General features: G+C 65.9%; 12 protein-coding genes. 9 read left to right on the forward strand and 3 right to left on the reverse strand.

Translation table 11 applies throughout. The annotated features are described in order from the left end of the window. The 9 genes from RKP46_RS17490 to RKP46_RS17530 all read left to right on the forward strand — a co-directional run. Positions 1 to 1,755: flagellin (locus RKP46_RS17490; protein ID WP_311107809.1), on the forward strand; the 1,755-nt coding region annotated here is incomplete at its 5' end. Between the two features lie 87 nt (positions 1,756 to 1,842). Beyond that, on the forward strand, positions 1,843 to 2,217 hold the full coding sequence (locus RKP46_RS17495) for a flagellar protein FlaG (protein ID WP_311107810.1): 375 nt from the start codon (positions 1,843 to 1,845) through the stop codon (positions 2,215 to 2,217). A 45-nt stretch (positions 2,218 to 2,262) separates the two neighbouring features. Next, positions 2,263 to 3,690: a flagellar filament capping protein FliD gene (fliD, locus tag RKP46_RS17500; RefSeq protein WP_311107811.1), complete on the forward strand. Its 1,428-nt coding sequence runs from the start codon at positions 2,263 to 2,265 to the stop codon at positions 3,688 to 3,690. Beyond that, on the forward strand, positions 3,691 to 4,104 hold the full coding sequence (gene fliS / locus RKP46_RS17505; protein ID WP_311107812.1) for a flagellar export chaperone FliS: 414 nt from the start codon (positions 3,691 to 3,693) through the stop codon (positions 4,102 to 4,104). Continuing rightward, entirely contained in the window at positions 4,101 to 4,391 is a 291-nt protein-coding gene (locus RKP46_RS17510; protein WP_311107813.1) for a flagellar protein FliT, read from the forward strand. The genes fliS and RKP46_RS17510 overlap by 4 nt, the downstream gene beginning before the upstream one ends. Before the next feature lie 4 nt (positions 4,392 to 4,395). Then, positions 4,396 to 5,610 carry a flagellar hook-length control protein FliK gene (locus RKP46_RS17515; protein WP_311107814.1) on the forward strand — a complete coding sequence of 405 codons (1,215 nt, stop codon included), beginning with the start codon at positions 4,396 to 4,398 and terminating at the stop codon, positions 5,608 to 5,610. After that, positions 5,591 to 8,671, forward strand: coding sequence for a tetratricopeptide repeat protein (locus RKP46_RS17520; protein WP_311107815.1), 3,081 nt, complete (start codon positions 5,591 to 5,593; stop codon positions 8,669 to 8,671). The genes RKP46_RS17515 and RKP46_RS17520 overlap by 20 nt, the downstream gene beginning before the upstream one ends. Before the next feature lie 105 nt (positions 8,672 to 8,776). Continuing rightward, the gene (locus RKP46_RS17525) at positions 8,777 to 9,463 is read left to right on the forward strand and encodes a WbqC family protein (protein ID WP_311107816.1); all 687 of its coding nucleotides are present in this window, start codon (positions 8,777 to 8,779) and stop codon (positions 9,461 to 9,463) included. 60 nt (positions 9,464 to 9,523) lie between these two features. Further along, positions 9,524 to 10,492: a hypothetical protein gene (locus RKP46_RS17530; protein ID WP_311107817.1), complete on the forward strand. Its 969-nt coding sequence runs from the start codon at positions 9,524 to 9,526 to the stop codon at positions 10,490 to 10,492. A 76-nt stretch (positions 10,493 to 10,568) separates the two neighbouring features. Here RKP46_RS17530 and RKP46_RS17535 read toward each other — a convergent pair whose 3' ends face one another. The 3 genes from RKP46_RS17535 to RKP46_RS17545 form a co-directional block, all read right to left on the reverse strand. Continuing rightward, complete coding sequence (locus RKP46_RS17535; protein ID WP_311107818.1) at positions 10,569 to 11,693, reverse strand: FkbM family methyltransferase; 1,125 nt, start codon at positions 11,691 to 11,693, stop codon at positions 10,569 to 10,571. Continuing rightward, on the reverse strand, positions 11,681 to 12,661 hold the full coding sequence (locus tag RKP46_RS17540) for a hypothetical protein (protein ID WP_311107819.1): 981 nt from the start codon (positions 12,659 to 12,661) through the stop codon (positions 11,681 to 11,683). The genes RKP46_RS17535 and RKP46_RS17540 overlap by 13 nt, the downstream gene beginning before the upstream one ends. Before the next feature lie 6 nt (positions 12,662 to 12,667). After that, the coding region (locus RKP46_RS17545) for an acetyltransferase (RefSeq protein ID WP_311107820.1) at positions 12,668 to 13,396 on the reverse strand (729 nt) is incomplete at its 5' end.

Consider the following 13,396-nt stretch of genomic DNA (forward strand, 5'->3'; position numbering starts at 1 on the left):
GAAATGCCCCAAATCATCAACACCAACGTCGCTTCGCTCAATTCGCAACGCAGCCTGAACAGCTCGCAGAATTCGCTGGCGACGTCGCTGCAGCGCCTGTCATCGGGCCTGCGCATCAACAGCGCCAAGGACGACGCTGCCGGCCTCGCGATCTCGGCCCGCATGAGTTCGCAAATCAATGGCCTCAATCAGGCTTCGCGCAACGCCAATGACGGCATCTCGCTGGCGCAGACGGCGGAAGGTGGTTTGCAGAGCGTGACCGAATCCCTGCAGCGCATGCGCGAACTTTCAGTGCAGGCAGCCAACGCGACGAACACGGCGACCGACCGCCTGGCCCTGCAGCAGGAAGTCGATCAACTCGTTCAGCAGATCAACACGGTGGCCAGTCAGACTGCTTTCAACGGCGTCAAACTGCTCGACGGCACGTTCAACACGCAGGCTTTCCAGATCGGCGCCAACAGCGGCGAAACGATCTCGATCAATTCGATCGCCAGCGCCAAGGCTGATGCGCTGGGCGTCGGGACGACTTCGTCCTATGTCACGACGATGACGGCCACGGTCACCAACGGCGCCATCTCGACCGGCGGCGTGACGGTGAATGGTTACGGTGTCGGCCCGTCGGTGACGGACGGCGTCTCCAGCTCGGTAAGCATCAACGGCGCTGCCGCGGCGGCGGGGACGATCGCTGGCGACGCCACCGACTACATCAAGATCAACGGAACGACGATTGGCGCGATCGCCGCTGGTACCGACGCAGCGACGCAGGGAACCGCCGTCGCCACCGCGATCAATCTGCTCACGACGACCACTGGCGTCGTTGCGACGAGCAACGCCGGCGTCCTCACGCTGTCCTCGATCAACGGCCGCGACATCAAGATCGAACTGGGTGGGACCGCTGCGGCGGGTAGCGGTCTGACCGCCGGAACGACCAAGGTCGGCTCCGACAGCGCGATCGCCAAAGCCGCCGCCTTCAACACCGTCAGCGGACAGACTGGCGTGTCAGCCGTAGCCACCGTCACCTCGGTCACCAGCGGAGCGATTTCCGGCCTGACTGCGGTCGCCGGCGATAACACTGACTATGTCAAGATCAACGGTGTCAAGCTGAGCGCGATTGCCGCTGGCGCAACCGCGGCAGCACAGGGCAACAACGTCGTCGCAGCGATCAACGCGGTTTCCAACCAGACCGGGGTGACCGCCACGTTCGACACGAGCAGCGCCAAGATCAGCCTGTCCGCCTCCGATGGGCGAACGATCACGGTGGAAACCGCGGGCACGGCCGACCTGCAGAACGTCGGTTTTGCCACCGCCACGGTCAGCAACACTTACGGCGGCATCAAGCTGAGTTCGACGAGCAGCGCCGGAATCACCCTCGGCGGCGCCAACATCGCGGCGACCAATCTGACCGCGGGCTATACGGCGGCGACAGCAACCTTTGGCGCCGGCATCTCGAGCGTCGACGTGACGACAGCGAGTGGCGCGCAGAATGCCATCGCGACGATCGATTCTGCGCTTGCCAACATCAACTCGAGCAGGGCCAACCTGGGTGCCGTGCAGAACCGCTTCAGCAGCGTCGTCAGCAACCTGGCAACGACTTCGGAAAACCTGTCGAGCTCGCGCAGCCGCATCCTTGACGCCGACTTCGCCGCGGAAACGGCCAACCTGTCGCGCGCCCAGATTCTGCAGCAGGCCGGTACGGCGATGCTGGCGCAGGCAAATGCCCTGCCGCAGAACGTGCTTTCACTCCTGCGTGGATAGGTGGAACTGATTAAACCGAAGTAACATCTGGGGCACGGGCGCGGTGACGCGGTCGTGCCCCGCAGTCACTTCCCGACGGAGTGAAGGATGAACATTCAAGCTACCGGCGCTACTCTGCCCCCGCAGAGCAATCCCGCAGTGAGCAGTGCGCAGCGCGAACCCCGGCCAAGCCTGGACACCGCAGCGAAACCTGCCGAAACCGCGCAAATGGCGTCCGCATCGGCAGCAAAACCGCCCGATCGGGCGGCGGTCGAAGCGGCAACGAAGAGCGTGCGCGAGTTCGTCGCACCGATCAACAGCAACATCGAGTTCAGCGTCAACGACGACACCGGTCAACTCGTCGTCAAGATCGTCGACCGAACCACCAAGGAGGTGATTCGCCAGATGCCCTCGGCCGAGATGCTCGCCATCGCCAAGGCGCTCGACAGCATCAAGGGTCTCTTCGTCAAGCAATCGGCCTGAGCGGGCAGCAACCGGCCCGCCGCCAGGACGCAAGGAGAAGCAAGCATGGCCATATCATCCCCCGGCCTGGGCTCGAACCTGGACGTCAATAGCATCGTCAGCCAGTTGATGGCACTTGAACAGAAGCCGTTGACGGCACTGGCCAAGAAGGAAGCGGGCTACCAGGCAAAGATCTCCGCCCTTGGCGCGCTGCAGAGCGCCGCATCGGCACTGCAGAGCGCTGCCGCCGGCCTCGTCCCGGCGAGCGGCAGCACTGCCGTGCAGAAGTTCTCGGTGTTCAAGGCGAGCGTCGCCGATCCAACGATCGCCTCGGCCACAGCCTCGTCGACCGCCGTCGCCGGCACCTACAGCCTGGAAGTCACGCAGATCGCCAAGCAGCACAGCATCGTCAGCGCCACCGGTGCGGCGAGCCCCTTTGCCGGCGCCGGTGGCACGCTGGCGGTCGGCGGCACGCTGACCATTTCGCTCGACAGCCTGGGTGGCAGCAGCCCCAACCGGACAACGACGGTCACCATCGCCGACGGCGCGTCACCCGAGAACGTGCGCGACGCGATCAACAATGCCGGCGCCGGCGTCGCGGCGGTGGTGATCAATGGAACAGCCGGCAAGCAGCTCGTCCTGAGCAGCGAAACAGCCGGCAGCAACCAGTTCGTCAAGCTGTCCGGAATCGCCGGTCTGGCTTACGACCCGAATGCTGTACCAGCACCGCTGACCGACCCCTTTGCCCAGACACAAGCGGCTCAGGGCGCGGCTTTCAAGCTTAATGGCATCGCCGTCAGCGCAGCCACCAACAGCGTCACGACGGCGATCGACGGGGTCACGCTGAATCTGCTGAAAGGCCCCGAAGCGCCAGCCGTCTCGCTCAGCACGAGCGTGACGATCAGCAAGGACAACGCCAGCCTGAGCACCGGGCTCAGCGCACTGGTCAAGGCCTTCAACGACTTTCAGACGACCGCCAACAGCCTCGGCAGCTACGATGCAACGACCAAGAAGGCCGGTGCGCTGAACGGGGACAGCACGCTGCGCACAGCGCAGGCAAACGTACGAGCAGCGCTCGGCACAGTGCCGTCCGAACTGGCCAGCGCTTCGCTGCAGCGACTGTCGGACATCGGCGTGACGCAGCAGAAGGACGGCAAGCTCCTGATCGATTCGAGCAAGCTGAGCGCGGCGATCAGCAGCGACCTGACCGGTGTCGCCAACCTCGTTGCCGCGTACGGAAAGTCATTCAAGGAAGCAACCGACGGATTGATCGGCAGCAGCGGGCTGATCGCCGCGCGTAACGAGGGTCTCAGCGCGTCGATCAAAAGCCTCGGCAAACAATCGGAAGTGATCTCGGCTCGCCTGACGCAGATCGAAGCGCGTTACCGGAGACAATTCACAGCGCTCGATACGCTGATGTCGGGAATGACCAAGACCAGCACTTTCCTCGAGCAGCAACTCGCCAACCTGCCCAGCTACAACCAGGGGTCCTGAATGTACGGCAAGGCCAGACTCGCCATTTCCGCCTATCAGAAGGTAGGCGTTGACGCAGCCGTCGAGGTCGCCGACCCGCACCGGCTGATCCTGCTCCTCTTTTCCGGCGCGCAGGCGGCGCTCGGCAACGCCCGCGCAGCGTTCCGCCAACAACAGGTCGCCGCCCGCGGTGAAGCCCTCTCGAAAGCCATCGACATCATCACCAATGGCCTCAAGGTGAGCCTCGACCTCGAGCAGGGCGGTGAAATCGCCGAACGACTGTCGGCCCTTTACGATTACATGGTCATGCGCCTGCTGCATGCCAATCTGGCCAGCGACCCGGCAGCGCTGGAGGAGGTTTCCGGCCTGCTGGAGGAAATCCACAGCGCCTGGCGCCAAATCTCGCCGGCTGCGGCGGAACAGGCGATCGCATGAACCCCGAGCTGAGCGGGCTTGCGGAAGTGCTCAAGCTTTCCGAACAGATGGTCCGCGCGGCGCGCAGCGGCGACTGGCAGGAACTGACCCTGCTGGAAGACCGGCGGCGCGCGCTCGCCGGCGCGTTGCCGGCTGACCTGGGACGGCACCTGCCGACGGCCGAACAGGCGCATGCGCGCCGCCTGATCGAAGCCAGCCGACATTGCGACGATCAGGTCCGCCCGCTCGTCACCGCCCGCCTGAAAGAGCTGCGCACCTTGCTGCGGGCAGCCGAACCGGCCTCGTGAGCGGATGATACGCAGCGACCTGGCCAACCGGATCGGGACGCCTGCCGACCTCCCGCTACGCTCGGCTCTGCCGACGCTGGAGATCACCGACAAACTGCCCGGTCTGGTCGCCGGACAGCGCTTGCTGGCGCAGATCGAAGCCCTGCTGCCGAACGGCACGTATCGCGCCGTGATCAGCCAGCGCGCTGTGACCTTGGCGCTGCCTTTTGCCGCCAAGAGCGGCGATGCCATCGAACTGGAAGTCGCTGAGAGCAACGGCAGGTTGACGCTTGCCGTCGTCGCCCGGGCCAGCGCCAGCGCGACGGCGGAAGCTGGCGATGCGTCGTTCACCACCAGGCTCAGTCGGACCGGGCAACTGATCGGCGATCTCTTCGCCGGGGCAGGCAACGGCCGCCGCCTGGCAGCCTTGCCGCTGAACGAAAACCGACCGCTTGCCATGGGTCCGCCGGCGAGCGGCCGCGACCTGCTGCCGCTGCTGGAAAAGGCGATCGTCGGCAGCGGCATGTTCTACGAAGCGCACCAGGCGGAATGGGTTGAAGGACGCTTCAGTCAGGCGCAGTTGCTGCTTGAACCGCAAGGCAGGCTCTCGCCACAGAAAGCGCCGCTGCCCGCCGAGGCCGGAGCGCCACACTCAGCCGACGCGCGCGGACCGACGGCGAGCGATGCCAGCCAGCGCTCGCCGCCGATCGTCGTGCCACCGCCCGGACGGGCGGACGAAGCCAACCCGCAGCTCGCCGCGGCCGCCAGCGCAGCGACCACTGCGCCGGCCACTGCGCCGGCCGCTGGCGCACCGGCAAGCCCGCCGGCCGATGTTGTCGCCGCACCGGCGCTTGCCCTCGTCCAGCAGCAACTGGAAGCCTTCGCCACGCAAGTCTTCACCTGGCAGGGGCAGGTATGGCCGGGGCAACAGCTCCACTGGCAGATCGAGGATCCGGTGCACGATCGTGCGCGCGGCGAAAACGCCAGTGACGGCAACGAACAATGGCAGACGCGCCTGCGTCTGACGCTCCCCAGGCTGGGCGAGGTCGAGGCGCGCCTGGGAATCCAGCGCGAGCAGATCGCGCTGTCGATCATCGCCCCCGAAGCGGCAACGCGCCAGTTGCTGAGCGGCACGGCGAGCGACCTGCGCGGCGCGCTGGAGCGGGCCGGGCTCACGCTTGCTTCGCTCGGCATCGGGGCACCTGCCGAAAGACCCGCGCATGCAGAGAATACCGGATGACTCGCCGGCCGCGACGAGCGCGGCCAAACCAGCAGCAAGCGCCGCCAGGCGCTCCACTGCGCTGGACGATGCGCTGGCGCAAGGGCTGGCCAGGGCGCTTGCCCTGCAGGCCGACGGCCACCTCGAGCAGGCCCGGCAACTATACTGCGCAATCCTGCAGGCGCGGCCGGAACATGCGCCGGCGAACCATCAGCTCGGATTGTTGATGGTCACCCTCGGGCAGTCGGCCGAGGCTTTGCCGCATCTGGCTGCGGCGCTGGAAGCGGCGCCGGAGGAGGGACGGTACTGGATCAGCTACATCGAGACGCTGGCCCGCGCCGGACAGGCGGACAGCGCGCGCGAAGTCCTTGCTCTCGGACGCCAACACGGCTTGGCCGGAGAGGCGGTGGACGCGCTGAGCCGACACCTTGGCGCCGCGCCAACGACAACCAACGAAGGAAGCGCCGGCGATAACGCGCGACAAGCCTGCGCGGCAAGCCTGCCGCCGCGCCCTGCGACCCGTCAGGCGGCGCCGGCAAGAGATGGCAAACCCTCGGGGCAGCAGCTCGACGCCGTCGTTGCCCTGTTCAACGCGGGCCGTTATCACTCCGGCGAGAAGCGCGCCCGCCGCCTGACCGAGCGCTTTCCGGCCGACGGGACAAGCTGGAAACTGCACGGCACGCTGCTCAAGGCGCTGGGAAACGACGCGCAGGCGCTGCCCGCGCTGCGTCGCGCCGCGCAACTGCTGCCCGACGACGAGCAGGTGCACAGCCACCTGGGCCTCGTCCTGGCCGACAGCGGAGACCTCACGGCGGCCGAACAGGCGCAGCGCCGAGCGCTGCACATCCGGGCGCACTTCCCGCAAGCGCACTACAACCTGGGCAACGTACTGGCGCGGCAGGGACGGCACAGCGAAGCCGAGCTCAGTTTCCGTCAGGCGATCGCCCAGCAAGCTGATTTCGCCGCCGCCCACTGCAACCTGGGCAACGCCTTGCTCGCGCAAGGCCGGCTTGCGGAAGCCGAGATCTGTTATCGGCAGGCGCTCGCGCTGCAGCCCGAAATGGCTGAGGCTTATGCCAATCTGGGCGATGCGCTGCACGGCCAAGGCCGGTCGGAGGAGGCCGCTAGCGTACTCGGCCAAGCCTTGCAGTACCGGCCGGAGTTTCCCGAGGCGCTCTTCCACCTCGGCAACGTGTTCGCCACGCTCGGGCGAACCGCTGACGCCGAAGCTGCCTGGCGGCGCGCACTCGCCGCCCGCCCCGTCTTCCCCGAAGCGCTCGCCGTCCTCGGCGCCGCGCTGCTCGAAGCGGGGCGACTGAGCGAGGCCGAGGATCTTCTCCGGCGCGCCGTCGAGCAACAGCCGAAGCTGGTCGAAGCGAACTACAACCTGGCCAGCGCGCTTGGCCAACAAGGCCGTCTGGTCGAAGCCGACAGCGCCTGGCGGCGCACGCTGGCGATCCAGCCGGACTTTCCGGCAGCGCTGGTTGGCCAGGCGATCGTCCTCAAGCAGCTTGGCCGGCTTGCCGAGGCCGAGGCGAGTGTGCGGCATGCGCTGGCCTGCCAGCCCGACCTGGCCGAAGCCTGCAACACCTTGGGCGCCATACTGCGCGACCAGGAGCGCCTGAGCGATGCCGAAACCAGCCTGCGCCGCGCGCTCGAACTCAAACCCGAGCTGGCCGGTGCCTACCTTAATCTGGGCGTCACGCTGGCCGATCTCGGCCGCCATCGGGCAGCCGAGCTGGTCTGCCGGCAAGCCCTGGCGCTGAAGCCGGACTACGCGCTGGCACACAGCAATCTGCTCTTCTGTCTGACGCACAACGAGGATATCGACGCGCCGGCACTGTTCGCCGAGCACCGGCTTTTCGCCGAGAAATTTGAAACGCCGCTGTTCGCCTGTCGGCGGCCACACGACAATTCGGCGGACCCCGATCGTCGCCTGCGCATCGGATTCGTTTCCGGCGACCTGCGCCACCATGCCGTTGCCAACTACGTCGAGCCCGTCCTCGCGCATCTGGCCGGACGCGCCGACCTGACACTGCATGCCTACTCCACGCACCCGGTCGAGGACCATGTCAGCGCGCGCCTGCACGGCCATTTCGCGCACTGGCATGCGGTCAGCGGGATGAGCGACGCCGACCTCGCCGAGCGCATCAGAAGCGACGGCATCGACATCCTGCTCGACCTCAGCGGACACACCGCGCACAATCGACTGTTGAGCTTTGCCCGCAAACCAGCGCCGCTGCAGGCAAGCTGGATGGGCTATCCGGCGACGACCGGCCTGCAGGCAATGGACTACTTCCTCGCCGACCGCTTCTTCCTGCCGCTTGGCGAGTACGACGATCAATTCAGCGAAAAGATCGTCCGCCTGCCGGCCGGCGCGCCCTTCCTCCCCTTTGCCGACGCACCGCCGGTGGCGCGCTTGCCGGCGCTGGCGCGCGGCCACGTCACCTTCGGCAGCTTCAACCGGCCAAACAAGATCAGCCCGTCGGTGGTTGCGCTATGGGCCGAACTGATGCAGGCGGTTCCCGGTTCACGCCTGCTCCTCGCCGCCATGCGTCCCGACGGGCGAAGTGAACAGTTGACCGACGAATTTTCCCGCCACGGCATCGCTCCCGAACGGCTCACTTTCCACCTGCGCTGCGCCATGGTCGACTACCTGGCGCTGCATCAGCAGGTCGATCTTTGCCTCGACACCTTCCCCTACGCGGGCGGCACGACGACCTTGCACGCCTTGTGGATGGGCGTTCCGACGCTCACCCTGAGCGGCCGGACGGTCCCGGGACGGTCCGGCGCGGCGATTCTCGGACACGCCGGCGTCGCCGCCTTCGTTGCCCGCGAAGCCGGCGAATTCATCGCCTGCGGGCGACAGTGGGCGAACGACCTCAGCGCGCTCGCCGCCTTGCGCGGCGAGTTGCGCGAGCGCCTGCGACAATCGGCAATGGGCCAGCCCGAACTCGTTGCGGCAGGCATGGCGCGCGCCCTGCGCCGCATGTGGCAGCGCTGGTGTGCACAATTGCCGCCGGCATCCTTTGAAGTTTCGACGCCGGAAGCGCTCGCCGAATCGGCGGCGAGCCCCGGCTGAACGCCGGGCACCGACCAGCCCAGCCGACAACGATCGATGCCTGCCTGCCCAGAAGCGCCGACCCCTTCGGCAACCGCCGGCCCACCGCCCCGCTGCGTGGCGATCATGCAGCCCTACTTCCTGCCCTACATCGGCTACTACCAGTTGATCGCGGCGGTCGACTGTTTCGTCGTGTACGACAATATCCAGTACACCAAGAAAGGCTGGATCAACCGCAACCGGATTCTCCGCCGTGACGGATGCACGGCGCTGATTTCGCTGCCGTTGAAGAGCGATTCGGCGACACTCGAGGTGCGCCAGCGGCAATTGGCGACCGCCTTCCAGCGCGACAGGCTGCTCAACCAGATCAGGGAGGCCTACCACGACGCCCCGCAGTTTGCCCGCGTCTACCCGCTCCTCGAACACGTGGTGAATTGCTCCGAGAACAATCTGTTTGCCTATCTATTTCACTCGCTGACGACGGTGTGCGCCTACCTGGAGATCGCCACTCCGCTGCTCGTCTCGTCGTCCTTGCCGATCGACCACCGTCTGCACGGGCAGGACAAGGTGCTGGCACTCTGCCGCCAGCTGGCGGCCAGCCGCTACCTCAATCCGATCGGCGGGGTCGGCCTGTACTCGCGCGACTGCTTTTCCGCCAACGGCCTCGAGCTGAAGTTTCTCCAGGCGCATCCGTCGACCTACGCGCAAAGGCATAACGATTTCGTTCCCGCGCTGTCGATCGTCGATGTCATGATGTTCAACCCGCTGGCCGATGTCCGCCGGCAACTGGCGCAGGACTACGAACTCCTGTGAAGCCGGCGCTGCGCACCCGACACTCGCTGGGCGAACGGCCGGCGAGCGCCTGAGATCGCCATGCGCACAGGAAAATGGCGCAAGCTCGGTCGGATTTTCGATCCACGCGATTTCCGCCTGGCCAACGGCTGCCGTGAGTTTGCGCAGGCGCCACAGGCGGTCGTTTTCGCTGGTTTCGTCCGCATCTACTTTTCGACCCGCTGCCCGGATCCGGCCGGCGGCGGCAACTATCTGAGCCACGTGGCTTTCGTCGATGTCGCGAAGCACAGCTTCGAGATTCTCGCCGTTGCCGCACACACGGTCATCCGGCTCGGTCGGCCTGGCTGCTTCGACGAACACGGAATCTTTCCGCTGCACGTGCTGCGTCACGGCGATCTGCTTTACGGCTATGTCTGTGGCGTCAATCGTCGCGTCTCGGTGCCGGTCGACAGCGCCATCGGGCTCGCCGTCAGCCGTGATCAGGGACTCACCTTTCAGCGCGTCGGTCGCGGCCCGCTGCTCGCGGCAAGCCTGCATGAACCCTGCCTGATCGCCGATCCTTGCGTGCGCGTGGTCAACGACGTCTTCCACATGTGGTACATCTTCGGCGCCGGCTGGCAGCGCTCAGGCGCTTCGCCGACAATCGACCGAATCTACAAGATCGGTCACGCGCAATCACCTGACGGCGTGCGCTGGACGAGGGATGACGGCCGGCAGATCATCAGCACGCGGCTCGGCGCCGACGAGTGCCAGGCGATGCCGACGGTGATCGAGCTTGCCGGGCGGCATCACATGTTCTTCTGCTACCGCGAATGCCACGACTTCCGACACAATCGCGCGCGCGCCTATCGCCTCGGACACGCCCATTCAGACGACCTGCTGATGTGGACGCGCGACGACGACGAGATGCGGCTGGAGCGAAGCGCAGACGGCTGGGATTCTGAAATGCTCTGCTACCCGAACGTCTTCGCTTGCGACGACGCCGTCTACCTGCTCTACAACGGCAACGACTTCGGCCGCCACGGCTTTGGCGTGGCCATCCTCGACTGAGCAGCAGCCTGGCGGCTACCCTCTTGCCGCCAGCGCGCAGTGGACGCCGCGCAACGAACGTGGCGCTGACCCCAGCTCAGACGCTGGCAGGCGGCTCGATAAGGGCGTAAAGAACGGCCATCATCGACATGAAGTTGCGCTGGCGCAAGTAGAGCCTGGCCTCGGGAAGCAGGCGTTTGAGCAGGATGGGCAGGCGGAAGAGGTCCTCGCGCGTGTGCAGGCGGACGGCAATGCGCGGTCGGTCGCGCCGGATCGTCTCGCTGGCGCCGCACAGCGCACGGTACTCGGCGCCGTTGATGTCCAACTTGAGCAGACTGACGCGCACGTTCAGTCCGGCGAGCAGTGCGTCAATCGGCTCGACCGCGATCCGCTTCTCGCCGTCGGCGGCGATCTGATTGTCGATATGCATTTCCTTGCCGACGAAACGTAAGGTCGTCGTCTCGTCCCACGCGCCGACCGGCAAGGGGACAACCTTGTCCAGGCCAAGCTCGGCTATCGTCGCCAGAAGTTGCGCGAAATTGCCTTCGTCCGGCTCGAGCGCGATGATTCGCGCGTAGCGGCCGGCGCGCAGATGGTGGAATTCGCGCACTGTGTCACCGGTAAAGGCACCAACGTCGAGCAGCACTTCGTCGTCGCGCAGGCGAAATTCGCCTTGCGGGAAATAGAGCTTGTCCAACCGCACATGAGGCCGCAGAAAAGCCAGGTCTTCGTTGATCTTGCAGTTGATCAAGGCAGCGTACGTCGCACGCGACAAGTCGTCGGCAAAAAGCGCAGCCGCCGTCTCGAACGACTCGGCGTGCGCGCGAACGAAATCCAGATCCATGAACGGATGCGGCAGGTTCAAGTAATCCGGGACGTCGATGACATGGATTTCGCCGGCGCCGAGGCGGCGCAGCTTGTCGACCACCGGCGGATAATTGACGATACCGACGATGACCTGGCTGGCGCGCAGCAGGTCGAAGCTCTCTTCGGTGACGACAGGCGTAAAGCCGAGAAACGGGCGCTCCGTTCGATACGCGGCGTCGACCATCACGGCGCTCAGCGCAATGTGCTCGGCGTCAAGCAGACGCTTGAGAACGTAGGCATAGACGCCGGCGCCGTAGAGAATCTTCGGCTTGTGCGAGGCGCGCAGCCGGGCAAGCCGGGCGCGCTGTTCGTTCTTGACTTCGACAATCTGGTCGAGGAGCTTCAAGGCAGACACCGTTCGCCGCCGGCCGACGGCGCGTCGGCGACGAGTTCGGCGACGCCGAAGCCCTCGCGCCCGAAGTCGTTGCCGCAATAGAACATCAGAATCCGCCCATCGACTTCGATGACCTGCGGGTAGCACATCATCTGCGAGTCCCAGCCGTCCGCCGAAAGCTCGATACCGACCGCCGCATCGTCGCGCTGCCAGTTGATCAGATCGGTCGACCAGGCGTAGCCCAGGCGATAGCCGCCGAGAAAAGTCGACGGCTGACGCCAGGCGAAGATCGCATGCCACTTCCCGGCGAAAAAGAATGGCGCCAGAATGTCCTGGCATTCGTTTTCCGAAAGCAGCGGCATGACCGCCGCGCTTTCGCGCTGCCAATGGATTCCGTCGCTCGATCCGGCGCGCGCGATCTGATAGACGGGTTCCGGCCGCCCGCCGCCGAACAACCACCTGCGGCAGCTCAGATACCACATGATCCACTGGTCGTCGACGATGCGGACGACCGGGCCGGTAACGAAGTATGGCTCGTCGAGCGACAGGCCGAGAACCGGGCCAGCGCCGGCCCGGAGGAAGGTTTCACCCCCGTCCCGGCTGACCGCCAGACCGATGGCCAGCGTATAGGGGACAGACTGCATGCGCGTCCAGCCCGTATAGTAGAGGTAGACGTCGCTTCCTTCGCGCAGCACGCTGCCCGGCATGGCGCCGAATTCGTCGAAGGTCCCCGGATCGCCGCCCGGCAGCAAAGGCGTTTGCGCAACGCGCACGATACGCGTGAGATCGTCGCGCGCCAGGTCGACGTAGCCGGGATGCGACACGTATTGCCGGTCGGCCCCGCGTCGCGGACGGCAGGCAAAATAGACGCGCAGCACATCGTCGTTGAGGACGAAAGGCGTCGGACACTGCGCGAACTCCTGCATCCACGGCCACGGCCGGCTGTCCGCCGGATTGAACAGGCGGCCGAGCTTTCTCCAGCAGAGCATGCCGGCTCAGTCTTTCGCCGCGCGAGCGAGCGCGGGCATGCGCGACATGCGCAGAAATGCGTCGCTCTCCAGACGGAACTTCTCAGTCGCACCGGCAATGAAGACGCTGCGCGGCGGCGCGTTCTTCAGGACGAGCACGGCGGCTCCGAGAAACGAATCGGCGCCGATCGTCAGCTCGCCGCCGATGGTCGCGTTCAGACCGACGAAACAACGCTCGCCGACCACCGCACAACCGCCGAGCGTCGCGCCGGCCGCCAGCCAGCAGTCGTCATGTACGACCGAATGGTGACCGATCAGCGTGTTGTTCCAGACGAAGACATTGTTCCCCAGGCGAACCCCGGGCTGGATTCCGACGCCGTCGAGAATCAGGCAGTTGTCGCCCAGCTCGAGCCACGGACCCTGATCGGCACGCGGGCTGACATAGCTCGCCAGACGGTAACCCTTGGCGCGCGCCTGCTCGCACTTGCGTACGCGCAGCGCGTTGAGCTCCTGATAGCCGACGGCGACAAAGAGGGCGAATGCAGCCGGCGGAAAGTGGCGCTCGATCTCCTCGAAGGCGAGCAGGGGCAAGTCATAGTGCGTCGGCTCGCTGCCGGCCAGCGACGGCAACCAGGCGGCATCGCAAGTAAACGCCACCACCTGATACTCGCTGTCGCGCAAAAAATGCTGGAAAGCGACGTCGGCGATCTTGCCGGTTCCGAAAATGATCAGCGGCTTCATGCTTGGTGTCCCGAT

It is taken from the genome of Accumulibacter sp. (assembly GCF_031732815.1).
Classification (GTDB): domain Bacteria; phylum Pseudomonadota; class Gammaproteobacteria; order Burkholderiales; family Rhodocyclaceae; genus Accumulibacter.

Coding starts and splice junctions, on each gene's coding strand:
- RKP46_RS17520 (WP_311107815.1), top strand. CDS start 5,591: ATGCAGAGAATACCGGATGACTCGCCGGCCGCGACGAGCGCGGCCAAA.
- fliS (WP_311107812.1), top strand. CDS start 3,691: ATGTACGGCAAGGCCAGACTCGCCATTTCCGCCTATCAGAAGGTAGGC.
- RKP46_RS17515 (WP_311107814.1), top strand. CDS start 4,396: ATGATACGCAGCGACCTGGCCAACCGGATCGGGACGCCTGCCGACCTC.
- RKP46_RS17510 (WP_311107813.1), top strand. CDS start 4,101: ATGAACCCCGAGCTGAGCGGGCTTGCGGAAGTGCTCAAGCTTTCCGAA.
- RKP46_RS17540 (WP_311107819.1), bottom strand. CDS start 12,661: ATGCTCTGCTGGAGAAAGCTCGGCCGCCTGTTCAATCCGGCGGACAGC.
- RKP46_RS17525 (WP_311107816.1), top strand. CDS start 8,777: ATGCAGCCCTACTTCCTGCCCTACATCGGCTACTACCAGTTGATCGCG.
- RKP46_RS17530 (WP_311107817.1), top strand. CDS start 9,524: ATGCGCACAGGAAAATGGCGCAAGCTCGGTCGGATTTTCGATCCACGC.
- fliD (WP_311107811.1), top strand. CDS start 2,263: ATGGCCATATCATCCCCCGGCCTGGGCTCGAACCTGGACGTCAATAGC.
- RKP46_RS17495 (WP_311107810.1), top strand. CDS start 1,843: ATGAACATTCAAGCTACCGGCGCTACTCTGCCCCCGCAGAGCAATCCC.